We start from the raw sequence: 20467 nt of genomic DNA, 5'->3' as shown, positions 1-20467 counted from the left end.
ATGCGCCAAATTTAAAGTGCCACAGCGTCCTTTGCGCATCCGAGATGACGCGCGGTGCTGCAGGTGTTTTGTCGTGCGCGCCTTCTAGCCGAAAGCGAAGCGGCGCACCATAGTCTCGACATTGTTGCGCGGCAAGCATGACAAGAATGCCAGCAAGCGCAATTTGAACGACTTCGATAGCCCCGTTTACAGGCTCTTCACCACAGCCAACTAGGCTTCAGTTGATCTGTGCCTGTTGGTGATTGTGCAAGACAGGAAATGATGAAGACGATGCCGACCCGGCAGCCTCATTTTTTCGCGCTGCTTGGCGCAATTCTCCTGTTGACGCCGACCCTTGTGGCCGCCGGCAAGGTCGATGCACAGGTCACGTCGACCATTCCGAAGCCAAACCTGCTGGATACCGGCCTGCCGGGTCCGGAATCCCCTCCCGCCAGCGTCGCCAGGTTGAAGAGCGGCCTCGATGCGCTGGCGGCAAACGACATTGCCGGTGCGCGCCAGGTGCGCGACGCCCTGCCGGTCAATTCGCTCGACCAGCACATCCTTGCCTGGGCGATCGCGTTCTATGGCGGCGACAAGGTGCCAAGCGGCGACATCGCCGATGCTGCGAAAATGCTGCCGAACTGGCCGGGCATGATCGCCTTGCGCAAGAACAGCGAGCGCGCGCTCTACCGCGAGAACCCCGCGCCTGAGATCGTGGTGCAGGCTTTCGGCGGCAGCCAGCCGCAAACAGCCGAGGGCGTGGTGATTCTCGCCCGCTCCTATGTCTCGCAGGGCAACGTCGAGGCGGCGCGCTCGGTGCTGTCGCCTTTCTGGCGCACCGAAAAACTGCAAGCCAGGGACGAGGCGGCGATCATCCAGGAATTCGGCACGCTGATCCCCGCATCAGACCACCGTTTCCGCATGGAGCGCATGTTTTATGCCGACCGGGTCAGTTCGGCGCTGCGCGTCGCCGGCCTTGCGGGCGCCCGGCAACTGGCCGACGCCTGGGCCGCGGCGGACAAGGGCGACAAGAATGGGGGCGACAAGAACGCGGCCAGGCTGCTGATGGCGGTGCCCGCCGCGCAGCGTTCGGCCGGCTATCTCTTCGCCCAAGCCCAATATCTGCGCAAGCAGCAGAAGTTTTCCGACGCCGCCGCAATGGTGATGAAGGCGCCGAGCGACCGCAACGCTCTGATCGACCCGGATGCCTGGTGGGCCGAGCGCCGGGTGCTTTCGCGCGAACTGGTCGACCAGGGCGACATGAAGACCGCCTACAGGATAGTCGCCGCACACGCCGGCGAAACTGCTGCCAACGCGGCCGATGCGGAGTTTCATGCCGGCTGGTACGCGCTGCGCGGCCTCAACGATCCCGCCACCGCTGCCAAGCATTTTGAGCGGATCGCCGGTCTCGCCCAGGGGCCGATATCGCTGTCGCGCGCCTACTATTGGCTCGGCCGTACGGCCGAAGCCGGCGGCCCCGGCAGCGCCAGGGATTATTTTAGCCGTGCCGCAGGTTACGGCACGACGTTCTACGGCCAGCTCGCCGGTGAGCGCGTCGGCCGGCAGGTCCTCAACATCGCCCATCCGCAGCCGAGCGCCAGCGATCACCGGAATTTTTCCAGCCGCGAGGCGGTCAGCGCCATCAGGCGACTGCAGCAGGCGGGCTATCAGCGCTACGCCGACACGCTTTACCGCGACCTCGCCGGACAGTTGAGCAGTCCCGGAGAGCTGGCGCTGCTGGCCGCGATGGCGGAAAAGCAGGGCAATCACTTCCTGGCGCTGAAAGTCGGCAAGATAGCCGGCGCGCGCGGTATCGATGTCGGGGCGCTTTCGCATCCGCTCGGCGTCATTCCCGAGACCGCCAACATTTCCGGCTCCGGCAAGGCGCTGGCCTATGCGATCGCCCGCCAGGAAAGCGAATTCAACATCGGCGCCGTCTCCAGCGCCGGCGCACGTGGCCTGCTGCAGCTGATGCCGGCGACCGCCAGGCAATTGGCTGACAAGGCCGGAATGACCTTCTCGCAGGCGCGGCTGACCACCGACGCCGGCTACAACGCGACCTTGGGCGCCGCCTTCCTCGGCGAGCAGCTCGGCCGCTTCGACGGCTCCTATGTGCTGACCTTCGCCGGCTACAATGCCGGCCCCGGCCGCGCCGCCCAGTGGGTGGCCAGATACGGCGACCCGCGCGGCAAGGACATCGACGCCGTCGTCGACTGGATCGAGCGGATTCCCTATACCGAAACAAGAAGTTACGTCCAGCGCGTGATGGAGAATTACGAAGTCTACAAGATGCGTATTTCCGGCAAGTACGACATTGTCGGGGACCTGGTGAACGGGCGGAGTTGATCCGTTCGGGCGAAGGCTGGCTTGGCGAAGCACCCCCCTCTGCCCTGCCGGGCATCTCCCCCTCAAGGGGGGAGATTGGCAGTTACACTGGCGGCGCCTTCCTTATCAGCGTTGGCGATTGGCGAAAGCAAAGGGACAGCCAATCTCCCCCCTTGAGGGGGAGATGTCCGGCAGGACAGAGGGGGGCGCTGTCCCGCCGACATCTCGAAAATGACGCTTCGATTTGACCGTGCCCGCCCTCGCCTGTAGCAGTCGACGATCCGGCAACGGCGAGGAATCGAGTCCCAAAATGTCGATCGATTTTTCCGACTTCTTCTACGCCTCGCCGGACGGGCTTGAACTCCACGCCCGCATCTATGGCGAAGCGAATTCCGGCCACTGGCCGGTCGTCTGCCTGCCCGGCCTGACCCGCAATTGCCGCGATTTTCATGAGTTGGCGCTGCATCTGTCGCGGCGGGCGCAAACGCCGCGAAAAATCGTCGCTTTCGACTATCGCGGGCGCGGGCAATCCGCCTACGACCCCGATATCGGCCACTACAATATCGGCGTCGAAGCCGGTGACATCCTCGCCGGGTTGGCGGCGCTGGGCATCGACGAGGCTGGTTTCATCGGCACGTCACGCGGCGGGCTGATCATCCATGTGCTTGGCGTGATGCGGCCGGCAGTCCTGCGGGCTATCGTGCTCAACGATATCGGCCCGGTGCTCGAGGCCGGCGGTCTCGCCCATATCCGCTCCTATCTCGAACGCGCGCCGAAGCCGAAAACCCACGCCGAGGCCGTCGGCGCCCAGCGCGGCGCGCATGGCAGCGACTTTCCTGCCCTGACCGAGGCGGATTGGGAGCGGATGGCAGCGGCGCTCTACCGAGATACGGGTGGAGGATTATTGCCGGATTTCGATCCGAATCTGGTCGAGACGCTGGCGGGACTCGACCTGACCCAGAAGCTTCCAGACATGTGGCCGCAGTTCGAGGCACTGGCGGCAATACCCTTGCTCGCGATCCGCGGCGCCAATTCGAAGCTGCTGTCCGCCGAGACCTTCGAACAGATGCGAAACCGTCATCCTTGTGTCGAGACGATCACGGTCGAAGGCCAGGGCCATGCGCCTTTCCTCGAGACCGGCGGCCTGCCCGGCGCCATCGCCGCTTTTCTGGACAGGACCGAGCAACGCTTCGCCGGGAGCCGGTTTTTTCAACGATAATGGGTCAGGCTTGTTGATTGTGCCGGCGCTTTTCTTTATCCACCAGCGCAACGGAGAGGTGGCCGAGTGGTCGAAGGCGCTCCCCTGCTAAGGGAGTAGAGGTCAAAAGCTTCTCGTGGGTTCGAATCCCATCCTCTCCGCCATCCCGCTTCGCGCTTCGCGCTCGCCGCTTTTCGCCATGCGGCGATTCTGCGGCAATGCCTTGGCCGGCGACTCACAGACATCGCCGCAATTGCGGCAGGCAATTGCCGGAATCGGCCGGATTGCAAGGGCTGGCCCAATGGGTCTCCAACCTGTCTCCGGCGGCGCAATGGTTAACGGGAGCTTTCCGAGTGAGGCCAAATCGTGTCATTTGTGCAACAAGGCAGGGTGATAGCGCCTGCACAGACCTTTCGCCGATGCGATGGTTGTTGAACGCCGCCGCCTCATGGGTAATGTCGGGTTCGAAGGAGCGGCGCGGTGCGCATCTTTTTCGGTAGTGGGGATGGGGCAGGGAACGCTGTCCTTCAGCTAAAGAATACCCAGACCCGTTTTTTAACTTTTGACTGGAGGTCAGAAAATGAACATCAAGAGCCTTCTTCTTGGCTCCGCTGCGGCTCTGGTCGCAGTTTCCGGTGCGCGCGCCGCCGACGCCGTCGTCGTCGCCGAGCCGGAACCCGCTGAATACGTCCGCATCTGCGACGTCTACGGCGCTGGCTACTTCTACATCCCCGGCACCGAGACCTGCCTGCGCATCGGCGGCTATGTCCGCTACGACATCGGCGTCGGCGACGTCGGCTCGTTCGACGGTGCTGAGAACTTCGACGTCGAGGACGGCGACATCCAGGACACGTACTACAAGCAGGCCCGCTTTAACCTGAAGACCTGGACCGGCCAGGAAACCGAGCTCGGCACCTTGAAGACCTACACCGAGACCCGCTTCAACTTCGGCAACCGGAACCGGCACGTCAGCAGCACATACGTCCCCGGTCCCGATCCGGACGGCCCCGACGGTCCGCTGGAGCCGCTGCCAGGTGAGACTATCATTGTCGCTAACCCTGCCGAGAACAAAGGCATTTCGCTGAACTTCGCCTGGATCCAGCTCGGCGGCCTGCGCGTCGGTAAAGACGAATCGGCCTACGATACGTTCATCGGCTACGCCGGCAACGTCATCCAGGATACGCTGGTTCCTTACGGCGGTTTCGACACCAACGTCGTCCAGTACTATTTCGACGCCGGCAACGGCTTCTCGGCCGTGGTCTCGCTCGAACAAGGTTATGGCGACTTCACGATCGACAGCTATGTTCCGCATGTCGTCGGCGGCTTGAAGTGGACGCAGGGCTGGGGCGCCATCACCGGCGTCATTGCCTACGACGCCAACTACGAAGAAGTGGCCGGCAAGGTTCGCCTCGACATCACCCCGATGGAGAACCTGTCGCTGTTCATCATGGCCGGCTACGGCACTGACGACAACTACGAGGATCCCGGCTTCGCAACACCCGTCGCCGGCGGCCGCGGCATGTACAAGCTGTGGAGCGGCAACTGGGCGGTCTGGGGCGGTGGCACCTACACCATCAACGAGAAGACCTCGTTCAACACCCAGATCTCGTATGACGAAGGCGAAAACCTCGGCATCGCTGCCAACATCGCCTATGACATCGTTCCGGGCCTGACGATCACGGCCGAAGTCGATTACCTGCACGCCGGCGAGTTCGGCGAGGCCGGCTTCAGCAACTGGACCGCTGCGGACGACGAAGACAGCCTCGGCGGCATGCTCCGCTTCCAGCGCTCGTTCTAATCAGCAGCGTTTGACTGAACTCGAACCCGGCGGGCAACCGCCGGGTTTTTTCGTGTCGGCGTGGCTGTCAAGGGCGGAATGTTTTCAGCCGAATAATGCAGCTGCACAGAATGAAAGCAGCGGCGATCCTTCGCGCCCCCCTCTGTCCTGCCGGACAGGGCTCTTCCTTCTCCCTCTGTGGGAGAAGGTGGATTGGCGCGCAGCGCCAAGACGGTTGAGGGGTGTTGGACGGAGTGCGGTTGGTGCCAAGCTGGAACACCCCTCATCCGACCGAGCTTCGCTCGGCCACCTTCTCCCACAAGGGGAGAAGGAGAGAGCCCCGGTCAAATCTCAGCAAGATCGCCCAGCGACTGTATCAGTGGCTGAATTTCGTTTTCATAATTCTTCCAGCGCTTGACCGACGATTTGTATATCGGTTGGCGAACCTGCCAGCGGCTGGGCGTGTTGACCGAGCCATCCCTGTCGAAAAAGCGCAGGCAGGCGTCATCCCAGGGCAGCCCGAGATAATCTATCAGGCGGCGTGACTGGGCTTCCTGGTCGTCGACCAGCTTCTCGTAGCGGTTTTCGAAGATAAGGCCTGGAAAGACCTCGTTCCAGTGCCGCATCAGGCGGTCATATTCGCGATAGTACAGGCCTAGTGTTGTCAGGTCGGTGTTGTAGCTGTGTGCCTCGCTGAAGTTGAGGACGAAGCAGGAGACGCAATTGTCGATGGCGTCACGACGGCAATGAATGATGCGCGCGTTGGGGAAAAGAAGCCCGATAAGGCCGATCAGTTCAAAATTGTGCGGCGTCTTGTCCACGACGCGAAGTGCGGCAGGCGCCCGCTCCCGCAAATAGGACAGATGCTCTTCGGCCAAGGTTCTGGACAGGTCTTCCGTGATCGAGGTGATCGGCTGGCTCAAATCACCAGCCGATAATGTCTTGAGGCCGATCGCATTCGCGACCCGACTCAGTTTGCTAAGCTCCCCTGCGCCATGAACGTCCGGATGGCTGGCGCAGATCTGCTCGGTGAGCGTCGTCCCCGAGCGTGGCATGCCAACCACGAACACAGGCGCTTCGGAAGGATTTCCATAGCCGGCGCGGTCAGCCAAAAAGTCCGGCGTGAAGGTTTCGATCATCGAATCGACCCACCGACGATACAGGTCGATATCGAACCTTTGGCCGGAGGCCTGTTTCGCCTTGTTGAAATGGTCGAATGCCTCGTCATAGCGCTTGAGGTCATTCAGCACCTTGCCGGCGGCGTGATGGAGTTGCTGCGCGCCTTCCGAACCAAGTTTCGGATTGCCGAGCTCACGAAGGATGGACTCTAGCTCCTCGGGCTCCTCGGTGAAGTTTCGCGTCTGTACAAGGTCGTTGTAGGCAGAAGGCACGCCAATACGACGTGCGATTGCTTCTCTCAGATAGGCGGCGGCTTCATCCATACGCCCCAGGCCGCTGAGCGCGCTGGCCAGCCCGGCTCGCACCTTGGGATGATCGCGGTTGATTTTCAGCGCCTTCTCGTAAAGCGGCAAAGCCATGTCGGGCTTGTCGAACGCCGTGTAAGTACGCCCCAATGCACAAAGTGCTTCGATAAGGCCGGGCTTCAGTTCCAGGGCATACTGCATATGCTTGATTGCTGGCGCATACTCGCTGACCTTCACATAGGCCTCGCCCAGGCTGAGGTGGTAGTAGGGGTTTTTAGGTTCCTCGCCGACCGCCCGTGCGAAATATCGCAAGGCCCGCTCATCGTCGTAACCCAGGTATATGGTCCCCAGGATGTATAAGGCGAGCGGATGGTTTGGCGTGCGCTCCAGAACCCGAAGGCATAGGTCCTGAGCGTCGTCGAGCCGCTTGGCCTGCTGAAAGGCATATGCCTGTTTCAGCAATGCGTCGTCGGCCTGCGCACGCGATTGGGCGCTTGCTTTCTGCGGGCTCACCAAAGGCTTCACTATCGGCCCCTTCACTTTTGGCGCGGGTCCGGGCTTGATGTGCTTTGACCAGGCAGGCGGGAGTCGATTGTTCATGATATCTCGCTAGCAAAAAGAAATATCTCGCTAGCAAAAAGTGCGGGGGGAATCCAGCATGCTGCTGCAGCCAAGGCGGGAGCTTGCGCGGCCAACTGTGCCGCGCTAGCAAGAAGGCCCTTTTCGAGCGAGCCTTTGCCATGCGCCAGCGCCCTCCCCTCACGCCGATCGTCAGCGCGCTTCCTTCGACGGTGCCGTTTGTCGGCCCGGAGGCACAGGAGCGGGATCGCGGTCGCGCGTTTCGCGCCCGCATCGGCGCCAATGAGAGCAGTTTTGGCCCCTCGCCGCGCGTCATAGCCCGCATGGCCGGCATCGCCGGCGACATGTGGATGTATTGTGATCCAGACAATCACGATTTGAAGGTGACTGTTGCCGCGCATCTTGGCGTGGGCGTCGAAAACGTGGTGGTCGGCGAAGGCATAGACGGGTTGCTCAGCCTGGTGGCGCGCATGTATGTGGCACCGGGCGACGCGGTGGTCACCTCGCTCGGCGCCTATCCGACCTTCAATTTCCATATTGCCGGCGTCGGCGGCCGGCTGGTCGCGGTCCCCTACGAAAACGACCAGGAAAGCCTGGACGGCCTGTTGGCTGCGGCCACCAGGGACAAAGCGCCGCTGGTCTACCTGTCCAACCCGGACAATCCGATGGGAAGCTGGTGGGAGGCGGCGGAGCTCATCCGCTTCATCGACGCCCTGCCGGAGACCACCATGCTGGTGCTCGACGAGGCCTATGGCGAATTGGGCCCTGCCTCGGCGCTGCCGCCGATCGACGTGTCACGGCCGAACGTCATCCGCATGCGCACCTTCTCGAAAGCCTACGGGCTGGCCGGCATACGCTGCGGCTATGCGGTGGCCGACGCCCAGGTGATCCGCGATTTCGAGAAGATCCGCAACCACTACGGCGTCAGCCGCATGGCGCAGATCGCCGGCGTCGAGGCGCTGGCCGATCAGGATTATCTGCAAAGCGTGGTGGCGCGCGTCGCTTCCGGCCGCCGGCGCATCGCCGAGATCGCCGAGGCCAATGGGCTGAAGCCGCTGCCCTCGGCTACCAATTTCGTCACCATGGACTGCGCCGGCGACGGCGCCTTCGCGCTGAAGGTGCTGCAGGCGCTTTTGTCGCGCGATGTGTTCATCCGCAAGCCGATGGTGCCGGTGCTCGACCGTTGTATCAGGGTCAGCGTCGGCCTCGACCACGAGCTCGACATTTTTGCCGAGGAATTGCCGGGTGCGCTGGCGGCAGCACGGGGAAGCTGAAAGGCGCTCTTCCTTCTCCCCTTGTGGGAGAAGGTGGATCGGCGCGCAGCGCCGAGACGGATGAGGGGTGTTGGACGGAGTGCCGGCGGTGCCAAGCTGGAACACCCCTCATCCGACCTCGCTTCGCGAGGCCACCTTCTCCCACAAGGGGAGAAGGAGGAGTCGCGCTCTTGAATTAATTGAACGTTCGTTTTATTCTTACCCTCTCAACGAGGCTTGCATGGCGCGCACGACCGGTTCCGACGGCGAAAAGACCGAAGCAGCGGTCCGCGAGGCGGCGGTCAGCCTGATCGCGCGTCTTGGCTATGAGGCGATGTCGATGCGCCAGCTGGCCGCCGAGGTCGGCGTCCAGGCGGCGGCGCTCTACCGCTATTTTCCGACCAAGCAAGACCTGTTGTTCACGCTGATGCGCGAGCACATGGAAGGGCTGATCGAGGCGTGGGACGCGGCGCGCCCGGCCGCGGCCGATCCGGCGACACGGCTCGCCGCCTATGTCGAAAACCACATCGCCTTCCATGTCGAGCGTCGCCATTCCACCCATGTCTCGAACATGGAATTGCGCAGCCTGTCGCATGACCGCCTGACGCAGATCCTGCGTATGCGCACCGCCTATGAGAAGGAGCTGCGCGTCATCTTGCGCGACGGCGCGGAAGCCGGCGTCTTCGACGTCGAAGACACAGGGCTGACAGCCATGGCGCTGATCCAGATGATGACCGGCGTCATCGTCTGGTTCCGGCCGGGCGAGCGGCTATCGATCTCGGAGGTAACCGCCACATATCTTTCAATGACGATGCGCCTGGTTGGAAGCAAAGGCCCATGGCGCGACAACGACCTGCAGCGCCGCAGCCGGCGAGCAAAGGACGCTGTAGCACTTTGATTTTGCGCCCTTCCCGAAATCGAATTCGATTTCGGGGCCGTGCGCCGGGAGAAACGGCATGTATACGCACACACTCAACTTCGGGCTTGACGAAGACATCGAAGCGCTGCGCGACCTGGTGCGGCGCTTCGCCCAGGACAAGATCGCCCCGATCGCCGCCGAGATCGACCGCTCGAATGAATTTCCGGCGCATCTGTGGGCCGAGCTCGGTGGGCTCGGCCTGCTCGGCATCACCGCCGATCCGGAATTCGGCGGCACCGGCATGGGCTATCTCGCCCATGTCGTGGCGATGGAGGAGATTTCGCGCGCCTCGGCCTCGGTCGGCCTCTCCTACGGCGCCCATTCCAACCTCTGCGTCAACCAGATCAATCGCTGGGCAACACCGGCGCAGAAGGAAAAATATATGCCTGCGCTGTGCAGCGGCGAAAAGGTCGGCGCGCTGGCAATGTCGGAATCCGGCGCCGGCTCCGACGTCGTGTCGCTCAAACTGCGCGCCGAAAAGCGCAATGATTGCTATGTGCTCAACGGCACCAAGATGTGGATCACCAACGGCCCGGACGCCGAGACGCTGGTCGTCTACGCCAAGACCGATCCAGAACTCCAGTCGCGCGGCATCACCGCCTTGATCGTCGAAAAGGATTTCGCCGGATTTTCCGTCGCGCAAAAGCTCGACAAGCTCGGCATGCGCGGCTCCAACACCGGCGAACTGGTTTTTTCGGATGTCGAAGTGCCGTTCGACAATGTGCTGCATGAGGAAGGGCGCGGCGTCGAGGTGCTGATGTCGGGCCTCGACTACGAGCGCACGGTGCTCGCCGGCGGCCCGCTCGGGCTGATGGCGGCGTGCCTCGATGTGGCGGTCCCCTATGTGCACGAACGCAAGCAGTTCGGTCAGCCGATCGGCGAGTTCCAGCTGGTGCAGGGCAAGCTCGCCGACATGTATACGACGATGAACGCCGCGCGCGCCTATGTCTATGCCGTCGCCGCCGCCTGCGACCGCGGCCAGACGAGCCGCAAGGACGCCGCCGCCTGCGTGCTGTTCGCTGCCGAAAAGGCGACGCAGATGGCGCTCGACGCCATCCAGCTGCTGGGCGGCAATGGCTACATCAACGACTATCCGACCGGCCGGCTTTTGCGCGACGCCAAGCTCTACGAGATCGGCGCCGGCACCAGCGAGATCCGCCGCTGGCTGATCGGGCGGGAAATCATGGCGGAAGGAGTCTGATGGCGCTATCTCCTGAATTTGCCATGCTGGACGATTTGCCCCATATTTCTCGTGATATGTCATATTTTTGGAACGTGGCGGGCTATGGCGAACGGAACCGAAAAGGCTGGGTTTGACGAGAATCCGCCGACACAATTCGACGCAGGAGCTCAAAAAACTCCGCTCCGGTTGCCACCGAAGCGCGAGCGCGTCAGGCTTGGCGAGGGCGGACGCTTCGTTATCCCGGCTGCGATGCGCGAGGAAATCGGGGTGAAGCCTGGTGAGGACTTGATCCTTCATGTCGAGAACGGCGAGTTGCGGGTAAGGTCGTGGCTTCGGAACCTGCAGCGCGTCCAGGCCGAATTGTCAGCGTTGAAAAAGCCCGGCGAAAGTGTCGTCGACGAATTTCTGAAGGAGCGGCGGGAAGAACAGCGTCGAAGCGATAGACGTTTGGATCGGCTTCATGCCGAAGGTACGGCGAGGAAGGGAGCGAAGTGAAACCTTACGTCATGGACAGTTCGGCGGCGCTTGCGATCCTGCTTGACGAGAAAGGCACCGATATTGCCCTGGGTTTCGCGCCGGATGCGCAATGCAGCTCCGTCAATGCGGCCGAAATCATAGCCAAGCTGATCGACAGGGGACGCAGCATGGAAGAGGCCGCGGACGACCTCGCCAGTCTCGGCATGCCGGTCGCTGCTTTCGACGAGATGATGGGCATCGCCGCCGGTCAGCTTCGCGAGCTGACGCGGCATCGCGGCTTGTCGCTGGGCGACCGGGCTTGCCTGGCCCTGGCAATTCGCGAGAACGCCATTGCCGTCACCGCCGACCGCGACTGGGGCGACCTGGATATCGGCTGCAAGATCGAATTGATCCGGTAACGCCAATGGCCCCCCTCACCTCGCAGATCTCGCCAGCCTCCGACACCTTCCGCGCCAATGCCGAGCGCATGCGGGCGCTGGTCGCCGACATTGCGCAAAAGGCGGCAACCGTCGAGCGTGGCGGCTCGGACGAAGCGCGTGAGCGCCACCAGAGCCGCGGCAAGCTTTTGCCGCGCGAGCGCCTCGCCCAATTGCTCGACACCGGCTCGCCATTCCTCGAGATCGGCCAGTTCGCCGCGTGGTCGATGTATGGCGAGGATATCGCATCGGCCGGTATCATTGCCGGCATCGGCCGCGTCGAAGGCACGGAAGTGATGGTCGTCGTCAACGATGCCACGGTGAAGGGCGGCACCTATTATCCGCTGACGGTGAAGAAGCATCTGCGCGCCCAGGAGATCGCGCTGCAGAACAGATTGCCTTGCGTCTATCTGGTCGACAGCGGTGGCGCCAACCTGCCCAACCAGGACGAGGTGTTTCCCGACCGCGACCATTTCGGCCGCATCTTCTACAATCAGGCCAACATGTCGGCTGCTGGCATTCCGCAAATCGCCTGCGTCATGGGTTCGTGCACGGCGGGCGGCGCCTATGTGCCGGCGATGTCGGACGAGACGATCATGGTACGCAACCAGGCGACCATCTTCCTCGGCGGTCCGCCGCTGGTGAAGGCCGCCACCGGCGAGGACGTCAGCGCGGAGGAACTGGGCGGCGCCGAGGTCCACACGCGGCTTTCCGGCGTGGCCGATCATTTTGCGCTAGACGACGAGCATGCGCTGGCGATCGCGCGCCGCATCGTCAAGAACCTCAATCGAAAGAAGCAGATCGGGCTGGCGCTGCGCGATCCGATTGGGCCGCTTCATGCGGCCGAAGAACTCTACGGCATCGTGCCGACCGATCTGCGCCAGCCCTATGACGTGCGTGAAGTGATCGCCCGCATCGTCGACGGCTCCGAATTCGACGAGTTCAAGCAGAATTATGGCACCACGCTGGTCACCGGCTTTGCCCATCTCAACGGCATGCCGGTCGGCATCATCGCCAACAACGGCGTGCTGTTTTCCGAAAGCGCGCTGAAGGGCGCGCATTTCATCGAGTTGTGCTGCCAGCGCAAGATTCCGCTGATCTTCCTGCAGAACATCACCGGCTTCATGGTCGGGCGAAAATACGAGGCCGGCGGCATCGCCAAGGACGGCGCCAAGCTGGTGATGGCGGTCGCCACGGCCCGCGTGCCGAAGGTCACCATGATCATCGGCGGCTCGTTCGGCGCCGGCAATTACGGCATGTGCGGACGCGCCTATTCGCCACGCTTCCTGTGGATGTGGCCGAATGCCCGCATTTCGGTGATGGGCGGCGAGCAGGCGGCCACCGTGCTGGCCGTGGTCAAGCGCGAGGGGATCGAACGCAAGGGCGGGGAATGGAGCGCGGAGGAGGAGGCAAAATTCAAGAAGCCGATCCTGATGAAATACGAGCATGAAGGCCACCCGCTGTATTCCTCCGCCCGGCTCTGGGACGACGGCATCATCGATCCGGCCAAGACGCGCGAGGTGCTGGCGCTCAGCCTGTCCGCAGCGCTGAACGCCGGGATCGAGGAGACAAGCTTCGGCGTGTTCAGGATGTGACCGATGAGCGAGATCGAGGCAAGGATTCGCGTTCATGTCGGCGACATCACCAGGCTGGCGGTCGACGCCATCGTCAACGCCGCCAACACCTCACTTCTGGGTGGCGGGGGCGTCGACGGCGCCATCCACCGTGCGGCCGGCCCCGAACTTCTGGCCGAATGCCAATCCCTCAATGGCTGCAAGGTCGGCGACGCAAAACTCACCAAGGGCTACAGGCTGCCGGCACGCTATGTCATCCACACGGTCGGGCCGGTCTGGCAAGGCGGCGGCAAGGGCGAAGCCGAGTTGTTGGCCTCCTGCTACCGCCGGTCGCTCGAACTCGCCGCCGGCAAGGATTGCAGGACGGTGGCATTTCCGGCGATCTCGACCGGTGTATACCGGTATCCAAAGGACCAGGCGACGCAGATCGCCGTTGGCACGGTGAGCGCCTTTGTCAGCCACAATGCGGTTCCTGAAACCGTCATCTTCTGCTGCTTCGACCAACAGACGGCGGACCTATACCAACAGGCGTTGCTGCGCAATGGCGGGAGCGCGACCGGCTCAGGTAAGAAAATCCATTCATAGTTTTCAGACTTATTTTCATTCCCCGATCTGGCCAGACGAAAGAATCGCGGCTATTGCTCATTGCAAATACCAATGGGGATTGGGCGAAGATGAGACAGCAGCTTTTTCAGAAAACAACTGTATCTGTACTTGCGGGATTGCTTATATTAGCAGCGCCCGGCATTGGAGCGGCGGAATCGCTGGCGGGAAGCAAGGGCGATACCCGGTTCTGGCCGGCTCTGTCGGGAAACCCGAAGTCCGATTGCACCAAAGCTTACAACGCCTATGTGGCAGCCAGCGGCCATTCAGCCTATGCGACGACCCCTTATATGCGGGTGACTTCGCTGTACATAATCTGCGGCACGCATCTGAATGCGTCGTCACAGAAGGCCGCCGAGGAGGCGGCGTTGAAATCCTGCAAGGCCACCCGCAGCCGCTACAAGGTCACGACCGGAGGAGCTTGCGAGATCGCTGCCTCCAAGTAGGCAGGCTGGCTTACCGATCCTTTGACAATGGCCGGACTGCAAAGCAGGGTGTTGCCACAGCCCGCGTGAAGGAGCATTCGCGCCGTTGGCGGCAAGCTCTGGCTTTGGAGGTCCCATGTTCGCCAAAATCCTGATCGCCAACCGCGGCGAGATCGCTTGCCGGGTGATCCGCACCGCGCGCAGGATGGGCGTGCGCACGGTCGCCGTCTATTCCGACGCCGACGCCGGCGCCTTGCATGTCGAGATGGCCGACGAAGCGGTGCATATCGGACCCTCGCCGGTCGGCGAAAGTTATCTGCGCGGCGACAAGATCGTCGCGGCGGCTTTGGCCACCGGCGCCGAAGCCATCCATCCCGGCTACGGTTTTCTGTCGGAAAACCCTGATTTCGTCGATCAGGTGACAGCGGCCGGGCTCGTCTTCATCGGCCCGTCGGCCGCCTCGATCCGCGCCATGGGGCTGAAGGACGCGGCCAAGCGGCTGATGGAGAAGGCCGGCGTGCCGGTTGTGCCGGGCTATCACGGCGAGGCGCAGGAGATCGTGCTGCTCGCCTCCAAGGCACGCGAGATCGGCTATCCCGTGCTGATCAAGGCGCGCGCCGGCGGCGGCGGCAAGGGCATGCGGCGCGTCGAACATCCCGACGACTTTTCCGAGGCGCTGTCGGGTGCGCGGCGCGAGGCCAAGGCCGCGTTCGGCGACGACCGCGTGCTGGTCGAGAAATATGTCGACAAGCCGCGCCACATCGAGGTTCAGGTTTTCGGCGATAGCTTCGGCAATGTCGTGCATCTCTACGAGCGCGACTGCTCGGCGCAGCGGCGCCATCAGAAGGTGATCGAGGAAGCCCCCGCCCCCGGGATGACGCCGGCATTGCGCAAGGCAATGACGGAGGCGGCGGTGAAGGCCGCCAAGGCGATCGACTATTCCGGCGCCGGCACGATCGAGTTCATCAGCGACGCCTCGCAAGGGCTGAAGGCCGACCGCTTCTGGTTCATGGAAATGAACACTCGCCTGCAAGTCGAGCATCCCGTCACCGAAATGGTCACCGGCACCGATCTGGTCGAATGGCAGTTGCGGGTGGCGTCCGGCGAAAAGCTGCCGAAGACGCAGAGCGAGATTGCGCTCTCCGGACATGCCTTCGAGGCGCGCATCTATGCCGAAGACGCGGCAAAGGGTTTTTTGCCGGCGACGGGCACGCTGCATCACCTGAAATTTCCGGATACAGCGCCCGAGGGCGCCAGCATGCGGATCGAGACCGGCGTGCGGACCGGCGATGCCATCTCGCCGTTCTACGACCCGATGATCGCCAAGCTCGTCGTCCATGGCAAGAACAGGCAGGCGGCGCTCGAAGCACTGGGCATTTCCCTTTCGCAAACCGAGATCGCCGGCTCGACCGTCAACACCGCCTTTCTCGCGGCTCTCGCCGCTGACGCGGATTTTTCGGCAGGTGACGTCGACACCGGGCTGATCGGCAGGCACCAGCAAGCGCTGACCGCAGTGGCGCCGCCGAGCAGCGAGATCGTCGCCGCGGCCGCACTTGCAGCGTCCGGCGCCGGGGCTCAGGCGCCGACCCGCGACCCGTGGTCGTCGCTTGCCGGCTATGCGCATTTCCACGCGATGGCGCGGCGCACGCGGCTTCGCTACGGCGAGGACGATATCCTGGCGCTTGTATCGATGCGGCCGGACGGGCGCTTCCAGGTGGCACTGGACGCACCTTATGACAGCGCGGTTGATCTTCGCGCTGCCCCTCGCCTCGCCCGCTGGCCAGGCCATGTCACTGTCTTTTCAGGCGCCGTCGGCTACAGCTTCGCGGTGCCGGACCCGTTGGCAAGGGCCGACGAAATCGCCGCCGGTGCCGACAGCCTGCGAGCGCCGATGCCGGGACTGGTCAAGCTGGTGCGCGCGGCAAAAGGCGAAACCGTCATCAAGGGCCAGCCGCTGTTGATCCTGGAAGCGATGAAGATGGAGCACACGATTTCCGCCACGCATGACGGGACGATCGCCGAGATCGCAACAGAGGGCGCGCAGGTCACCGATGGGACGGTGCTGGTGCGTTTTGCCGAGGAAGCCCACGGCTGACGCTGTTCATGCAAGGAGAGGCGACGACGGAAGACGCGCGCCGCAAACGCATGACCAATCGGGTAGGAGGGAGCCTTGCGGCATCCCCCCTCCCACACCACCGTGCGTACGGTCCCGTACACGGCGGTTCGTGTCGCGCTCGGCTTGAGGTCCTCAATGCCCGCCGCCCTATTGGCGCCCAGCCTTATCTTGCGGGTTCCGCCCGCTACTTCCGGCTCAGGCCCTCTCGCGAGGTATCTGCCCAAGGCGGTCGGAAATGAAGTCCGACCTCCATCGACACGTTCAGCCCTTCACCGGTTGGTCCGGCTACTACGGCCTCTGCTGACTCCTGCCGACCCTTCCCGGCGCCTCTCGGCGGCGGTAGCACACCCGTTTCCGGGGGCAGGCCGGCAGGCCTCCCAGGGTAAGACGCGTGACCTTCGTGCCATCTACCTGTCGCATCTACGGCCACACCCTCCGGGTGATATCGGGCTTCGGGCTTCATTGCTCCCTCGCCCGGATGCGGACGCCTCATATGCGCTTCCTGTTCGTCAGGCCGGCACTTTGCTTGCAGCTTCCTTCAGACCCCGCCTCGCGACGACGCCCTTGCTGTTCGGCTAGCGGTTCCCATCACCAGGGTCCGCAGAGGACTTTCACCTCCAAGTCATCGACCGGATACCATCCCGGTCAAACGGTGCTTGCGCACCACGCGCCATGCCTGGCGCACAATGAAAATGGCCGGATCTGCCCCGGCCATCTCCGATTGTCGCCAGGCGCTAAAGCGCGTCGCACGCGACGCGCTTTAGTTCTTGTTTTTGTGCATGTCGTTTCCGCAAAACCGCTGCGCACTTTTGCGCGACATGCAATGGCGATTACGGCTGGATCGGCGCGTATTTGCCGTCGTGCCACTGGTTGATGTCGTAGCTGACGTTCTTGAGGTCGCCCTTTTCATCGAAAGTGACAGGGCCGACGACGGTGCTGATCGGCTGGCCATTCTTCAGCGCTTCGGCAACCTTGGCCGGGTCGTCACTGCCGGCGCGCTTGATACCCTCGGCAAAGGCCTGGATCACGGCATAGGAGAACAGCGTAAACCCCTCGGGCACGAAGCCGCCCGCCTTGATCTTTTCGATGGCCTGCTTGGCTTCGGGCTTCGCCTGCGGATCCGACGGGAAGACGAACATGGTGCCTTCGCCGGCCGGGCCGGCAACCTGCCAGAATTCCGGCGTGGCAATCGAGTCCGGCATGATCAGCTGGAACTTGAAGTCCTGTTCCGCCGACTGGCGCAGGATGAGGCCGGCCTCTGGGTGGTAGCCGCCGAAATAGACCACATCAGCCTTCAGTTCCTTGAGCTTGGTGACAAGCGCCGAATAGTCCTTTTCGCCGGCGTTGATGCCCTCATAGAGGATCTCGTTGAGGCCGTTCTGGTTCATCGTCGCCTTGACGGCATCGGCCACGCCCTGCCCATAGGCGCTCTTGTCATGCATGATGACGACCTTCTTGCCGGCGTATTTCTTGGCGATCCATGGACCGATGAAGGCGCCCTGCGCATCATCGCGCGTATAAAGGCGCATGATCGTCGGCCAGCCGGATTTCGCCGCCGCGTCCGTCAGCTCCGGGTTCGACGAAGCCGGACTCATCATCATCGCACCGGCTTCGGCATAGACGGCCGAGGCCGGGATGCTCGAGCCCGAGCAGGCATGGCCATCGATGAACTTGACGCCGTTGGCGACGATGCGGTTTGCGACCGAAACCGCCTGCTTCGGATCGCACTGGTCATCCTGGACATCGAGCTTGATCTGGCGGCCGTCGACGCCGCCGGCGGCGTTGATCGCGTCGGCGGCGGCTTGCGCGCCCTGCTTGAACTGGTCGCCGATGGTGGCAAGCTGTCCGGTCATCGGTCCGACCACCGAAAAGGTGATGTCTTCGGCGAAGGCCGGCGCGCTCATCACCAGGCCGACAATGGCCGCGCTCAAAATACCCAACTTTTTCATGGCGATACAACTCCTCCACTCGCGCGCGGCCGCTCCGACCGCGCCTCTTCCAGATTAGGTGGGAGAATTTCACCGTTCGCCAAGCCTGTCTTGGCGCATCGGCGGCACTCGATTGGGCCTGCCGGCTTTCTGTTTGACCATGATCTTTTCCAAAAACCGGTTTCCACTTTTTGGGATCATGGTCCGACTGTTTGACCATGATCTTCTTCCAAAAACCGGTTTCCACTTTTTGGGACCATGGTCCGAAAACGCGAAAAGCCGCGCCGGCCTTGTTCCGGCCGGTCGCGGCTTTTGTCGATCGAACAATCCCGAACGCTACGCGCGCCCCGAAAACCGCTCGCCTTCCCTGTCCGTCGCGCAGCTGGGCTGTATCCGGCCTGCGGCGTTCTTGTCATTGTTGGTCCGGCCGTCTTGCGCGGCCTTGTTCTTGCCGGTCCGGCCGTCTTCGCGCGGCCTTGAAGCGTCCCTGTCGGTGATCTCAGTACATGATGAGTTCAGGTGAGACTTAGTGCATCGTCATCCATTCGCGGGCTTCGCGCAGCGCCCTGGCGATCTCGACTTTCGACATGGCGGCCGACAATTCCGAGCGCAGTTCCGCGGCGCGCACCGAGCCCTTGATCGCAGCGATGTTGAACCATTTGTGGGCGGCGACGACATCGGTCTCGCAATCGCGGCCGGTCGCATACATCATGCCCAGTTCGAAAAGAATGTCGGCCTGGGCAGTTGCCCCCATGGCGCCGAAGCCGGCTTCAGGCATTTCAAAACGTGCCATTTCAATCCCCTGTTCTAGCCCCTGTCAGGCTCCCGAGAGCTGCCTCGTTCTGTCCCTTGGAAACCCTTGGGCGGCCGCTCTTTCGATGCTTTCGAGAATGAACCGAAGGCTTGAATCCGTCGTTAAACGGCGTGCTTAATTTGAGGAAAACAAAGCTAAAACAAGAGGTAAACGCCGAAATTCATTAACGATGCAAAGCCAGCAATTGCGCCGGTTTGCGCCAAAATTGATGAAAATTTGCGAGGCGCAAATCAAGACTCCGCTAACCACGGAAGACAAAGCCAGCATGCCCGGCATTTCATTTCTCGCCGACCAGACCGCTTCAGGCGGCCGGGAAAAATCCCGAAGTCTTCCGCAGCGGCACCGCTTTTGTTTTGCCGGGAGGTGGATTAGCTTACGTTTGCGTAAGAGGCAGACTGGCGGGGCGGAACGTTCGTCCGGATGTCCACAGGGAGGAGAAACATGTTTCGCAAAATCAGCATGGGCCTCGCGGCCACATTGATCATGGCCGGCACCGCTTGGGCCGACCCGATCGAAGGCAACTGGAAAACGCAAGCCGGTTCGACCGCCGCCATCACGGGCGGTGGCGACGCATTTTCCATCACGCTCAAATCCGGCAAGTTTGCCGGCAAGCGAATCGGTTCGTTCAAGGTGTCCGGCGCCAACAAATACACGGGTACGATAACCGACCCGGAGACCGACAAGACCTATTCGGGCAAGGCCTCGGTCTCAGGCGCTTCGCTCAAGATGAGCGGCTGCGTGCTCGGCGGGCTGATCTGCAGGAGCCAGACCTGGCACAAGCTCTGATCGTTTCGACTGCCGCACAATGAAAACGGGGCCGCAAAGGCCCCGTTTTTGTTCGCGCCTCTGTGTTTGGGAACACCGATCGATCGCGCAGGCTGCGCCTTCTGCGCCCTAACAGTCCAAATTTGAACCGCAGATGAACACCGGCATCAGAGCCGGTTCAGTTGCATCAGGGCATTGTCATGCGTGTTGAAGGAGAACCACGCCATGTTCGCCCGCCGCTTCGCCATCGTCTGCCTGCTAATGAGCCTGTTCGGCATGGCGTTCGCCATCCTCGTTGCAGAGGCCGGGCGCCCGGCCCGTTCCTGGGACCAGGCCAATTCCTGCCGGTTCGATTGCGTGAACCATTTTCGCCCCTGAACCGACAAAGTCTTCGAGAGGAGAAAAGCAAAAACCATGGACCGCATCGCCGCCAACGCCCGCAAGACCCTTCGGCTAGTGCCGCGGGCGACGCTCATCCTGATGGTTCTTGCCGCGCCGGTTCTGGCCGTGCCGACGATGCGCGCCGATGCCGGCTCGACGATCGAAGCGCCGGCGCTGAAGAAGACCGGCGTCGGCTTTGTGCTGCTGATCAGCCTGCGGCGTGGTTAGGCAATCGGCCTTCATCGAAACTCAAAACAAAAAACGACCCTTCGGCCCCCTCCCAACCGCGTGGCCAAGCCTCTATATTGGGTCATGGAAAAGCGAATCTACC

At 62.5% G+C, this 20467-nt stretch carries 19 protein-coding genes and 1 tRNA gene; 17 read left to right on the top strand and 3 right to left on the bottom strand.

The window, feature by feature from the left end:
* Positions 1–270 precede the first annotated feature (270 nt).
* The 4 genes from AC0L2M_RS14995 to AC0L2M_RS14980 all read left to right on the top strand — a co-directional run bounded on the left by AC0L2M_RS14995 (position 271) and on the right by AC0L2M_RS14980 (position 5300).
* Positions 271–2325, top strand: coding sequence for a lytic transglycosylase domain-containing protein (locus tag AC0L2M_RS14995; protein WP_473535257.1), 2055 nt, complete (start codon positions 271–273; stop codon positions 2323–2325).
* A 289-nt stretch (positions 2326–2614) separates the two neighbouring features.
* Positions 2615–3523, top strand: a complete 909-nt coding sequence (locus AC0L2M_RS14990) for an alpha/beta fold hydrolase (protein ID WP_128171007.1) — start codon at positions 2615–2617, stop codon at positions 3521–3523.
* Between the two features lie 52 nt (positions 3524–3575).
* Positions 3576–3666, top strand: a tRNA-Ser gene (locus AC0L2M_RS14985).
* 416 nt (positions 3667–4082) lie between these two features.
* Positions 4083–5300: a porin gene (locus tag AC0L2M_RS14980; protein WP_473535256.1), complete on the top strand. Its 1218-nt coding sequence runs from the start codon at positions 4083–4085 to the stop codon at positions 5298–5300.
* A gap of 323 nt (positions 5301–5623) precedes the next feature.
* Here the strand turns inward: AC0L2M_RS14980 and AC0L2M_RS14975 are convergent, their stop codons facing one another.
* Positions 5624–7303: a tetratricopeptide repeat-containing sulfotransferase family protein gene (locus AC0L2M_RS14975; protein ID WP_473535255.1), complete on the bottom strand. Its 1680-nt coding sequence runs from the start codon at positions 7301–7303 to the stop codon at positions 5624–5626.
* A gap of 140 nt (positions 7304–7443) precedes the next feature.
* On the opposite strand from AC0L2M_RS14975, the gene AC0L2M_RS14970 reads away from it, so the two are divergent.
* The 9 genes from AC0L2M_RS14970 (at position 7444) to AC0L2M_RS14930 (ending at position 16227) form a co-directional block, all read left to right on the top strand.
* Positions 7444–8556: a pyridoxal phosphate-dependent aminotransferase gene (locus AC0L2M_RS14970; RefSeq protein WP_473535254.1), complete on the top strand. Its 1113-nt coding sequence runs from the start codon at positions 7444–7446 to the stop codon at positions 8554–8556.
* Positions 8557–8776: 220 nt separating this feature from the next.
* Complete coding sequence (locus AC0L2M_RS14965) at positions 8777–9433, top strand: TetR/AcrR family transcriptional regulator (RefSeq protein WP_128184647.1); 657 nt, start codon at positions 8777–8779, stop codon at positions 9431–9433.
* Positions 9434–9491: 58 nt separating this feature from the next.
* Complete coding sequence (locus tag AC0L2M_RS14960) at positions 9492–10655, top strand: isovaleryl-CoA dehydrogenase (protein ID WP_473535253.1); 1164 nt, start codon at positions 9492–9494, stop codon at positions 10653–10655.
* An 84-nt stretch (positions 10656–10739) separates the two neighbouring features.
* Complete coding sequence (locus AC0L2M_RS14955) at positions 10740–11132, top strand: AbrB/MazE/SpoVT family DNA-binding domain-containing protein (RefSeq protein ID WP_473523330.1); 393 nt, start codon at positions 10740–10742, stop codon at positions 11130–11132.
* Positions 11129–11512 (top strand): type II toxin-antitoxin system VapC family toxin, encoded by a 384-nt coding sequence (locus AC0L2M_RS14950; RefSeq protein WP_473535252.1) that lies wholly within the window; start codon positions 11129–11131, stop codon positions 11510–11512. The genes AC0L2M_RS14955 and AC0L2M_RS14950 overlap by 4 nt, the downstream gene beginning before the upstream one ends.
* A 5-nt stretch (positions 11513–11517) precedes the next feature.
* A complete protein-coding gene (locus AC0L2M_RS14945; RefSeq protein WP_473535251.1) occupies positions 11518–13125 on the top strand; it encodes a carboxyl transferase domain-containing protein in 1608 nt (535 codons plus the stop codon).
* Positions 13126–13128: 3 nt separating this feature from the next.
* The gene (locus AC0L2M_RS14940) at positions 13129–13689 is read left to right on the top strand and encodes an O-acetyl-ADP-ribose deacetylase (RefSeq protein ID WP_287341839.1); all 561 of its coding nucleotides are present in this window, start codon (positions 13129–13131) and stop codon (positions 13687–13689) included.
* A gap of 89 nt (positions 13690–13778) precedes the next feature.
* Entirely contained in the window at positions 13779–14153 is a 375-nt protein-coding gene (locus tag AC0L2M_RS14935) for a hypothetical protein (RefSeq protein ID WP_473535250.1), read from the top strand.
* Positions 14154–14268: 115 nt separating this feature from the next.
* The gene (locus tag AC0L2M_RS14930) at positions 14269–16227 is read left to right on the top strand and encodes an acetyl/propionyl/methylcrotonyl-CoA carboxylase subunit alpha (protein ID WP_473535249.1); all 1959 of its coding nucleotides are present in this window, start codon (positions 14269–14271) and stop codon (positions 16225–16227) included.
* 851 nt (positions 16228–17078) lie between these two features.
* Here AC0L2M_RS14930 and AC0L2M_RS14925 read toward each other — a convergent pair.
* Positions 17079–18197: an ABC transporter substrate-binding protein gene (locus tag AC0L2M_RS14925; RefSeq protein WP_128172686.1), complete on the bottom strand. Its 1119-nt coding sequence runs from the start codon at positions 18195–18197 to the stop codon at positions 17079–17081.
* Positions 18198–18330: 133 nt separating this feature from the next.
* Here AC0L2M_RS14925 and AC0L2M_RS14920 point away from each other — a divergent pair, with 133 nt between their 5' ends.
* Positions 18331–18699 (top strand): hypothetical protein, encoded by a 369-nt coding sequence (locus AC0L2M_RS14920; RefSeq protein WP_473535248.1) that lies wholly within the window; start codon positions 18331–18333, stop codon positions 18697–18699.
* 3 nt (positions 18700–18702) lie between these two features.
* On the opposite strand, the gene AC0L2M_RS14915 is transcribed toward AC0L2M_RS14920, so the two are convergent.
* Entirely contained in the window at positions 18703–18969 is a 267-nt protein-coding gene (locus tag AC0L2M_RS14915; RefSeq protein ID WP_027152750.1) for an SEL1-like repeat protein, read from the bottom strand.
* Positions 18970–19431: 462 nt separating this feature from the next.
* Between AC0L2M_RS14915 and AC0L2M_RS14910 the strand changes: the two genes are divergently transcribed.
* The 3 genes from AC0L2M_RS14910 to AC0L2M_RS14900 all read left to right on the top strand — a co-directional run bounded on the left by AC0L2M_RS14910 (position 19432) and on the right by AC0L2M_RS14900 (position 20364).
* Positions 19432–19776, top strand: coding sequence for a DUF2147 domain-containing protein (locus AC0L2M_RS14910; RefSeq protein WP_128172685.1), 345 nt, complete (start codon positions 19432–19434; stop codon positions 19774–19776).
* Positions 19777–19980: 204 nt separating this feature from the next.
* Positions 19981–20133: a hypothetical protein gene (locus tag AC0L2M_RS14905; RefSeq protein WP_287173901.1), complete on the top strand. Its 153-nt coding sequence runs from the start codon at positions 19981–19983 to the stop codon at positions 20131–20133.
* Between the two features lie 36 nt (positions 20134–20169).
* Entirely contained in the window at positions 20170–20364 is a 195-nt protein-coding gene (locus AC0L2M_RS14900; protein ID WP_128172684.1) for a hypothetical protein, read from the top strand.
* Positions 20365–20467 lie beyond the last annotated feature (103 nt).

The organism is Mesorhizobium sp. WSM4806 (assembly GCF_055811635.1).
This window is presented reverse-complemented; position numbering and strand designations above follow the sequence as displayed.

What these genes read in the sequence shown, in the direction of transcription:
- AC0L2M_RS14905 (WP_287173901.1), top strand. Translation starts at nt 19,981, where the DNA reads ATGTTCGCCCGCCGCTTCGCCATCGTCTGCCTGCTAATGAGCCTGTTC.
- AC0L2M_RS14935 (WP_473535250.1), top strand. Translation starts at nt 13,779, where the DNA reads ATGAGACAGCAGCTTTTTCAGAAAACAACTGTATCTGTACTTGCGGGA.
- AC0L2M_RS14965 (WP_128184647.1), top strand. Translation starts at nt 8,777, where the DNA reads ATGGCGCGCACGACCGGTTCCGACGGCGAAAAGACCGAAGCAGCGGTC.
- AC0L2M_RS14900 (WP_128172684.1), top strand. Translation starts at nt 20,170, where the DNA reads ATGGACCGCATCGCCGCCAACGCCCGCAAGACCCTTCGGCTAGTGCCG.
- AC0L2M_RS14975 (WP_473535255.1), bottom strand. Translation starts at nt 7,303, where the DNA reads ATGAACAATCGACTCCCGCCTGCCTGGTCAAAGCACATCAAGCCCGGA.
- AC0L2M_RS14940 (WP_287341839.1), top strand. Translation starts at nt 13,129, where the DNA reads ATGAGCGAGATCGAGGCAAGGATTCGCGTTCATGTCGGCGACATCACC.
- AC0L2M_RS14910 (WP_128172685.1), top strand. Translation starts at nt 19,432, where the DNA reads ATGTTTCGCAAAATCAGCATGGGCCTCGCGGCCACATTGATCATGGCC.
- AC0L2M_RS14925 (WP_128172686.1), bottom strand. Translation starts at nt 18,197, where the DNA reads ATGAAAAAGTTGGGTATTTTGAGCGCGGCCATTGTCGGCCTGGTGATG.
- AC0L2M_RS14945 (WP_473535251.1), top strand. Translation starts at nt 11,518, where the DNA reads ATGGCCCCCCTCACCTCGCAGATCTCGCCAGCCTCCGACACCTTCCGC.
- AC0L2M_RS14955 (WP_473523330.1), top strand. Translation starts at nt 10,740, where the DNA reads ATGGCGAACGGAACCGAAAAGGCTGGGTTTGACGAGAATCCGCCGACA.
- AC0L2M_RS14960 (WP_473535253.1), top strand. Translation starts at nt 9,492, where the DNA reads ATGTATACGCACACACTCAACTTCGGGCTTGACGAAGACATCGAAGCG.
- AC0L2M_RS14995 (WP_473535257.1), top strand. Translation starts at nt 271, where the DNA reads ATGCCGACCCGGCAGCCTCATTTTTTCGCGCTGCTTGGCGCAATTCTC.
- AC0L2M_RS14990 (WP_128171007.1), top strand. Translation starts at nt 2,615, where the DNA reads ATGTCGATCGATTTTTCCGACTTCTTCTACGCCTCGCCGGACGGGCTT.
- AC0L2M_RS14930 (WP_473535249.1), top strand. Translation starts at nt 14,269, where the DNA reads ATGTTCGCCAAAATCCTGATCGCCAACCGCGGCGAGATCGCTTGCCGG.
- AC0L2M_RS14980 (WP_473535256.1), top strand. Translation starts at nt 4,083, where the DNA reads ATGAACATCAAGAGCCTTCTTCTTGGCTCCGCTGCGGCTCTGGTCGCA.
- AC0L2M_RS14915 (WP_027152750.1), bottom strand. Translation starts at nt 18,969, where the DNA reads ATGGCACGTTTTGAAATGCCTGAAGCCGGCTTCGGCGCCATGGGGGCA.
- AC0L2M_RS14970 (WP_473535254.1), top strand. Translation starts at nt 7,444, where the DNA reads ATGCGCCAGCGCCCTCCCCTCACGCCGATCGTCAGCGCGCTTCCTTCG.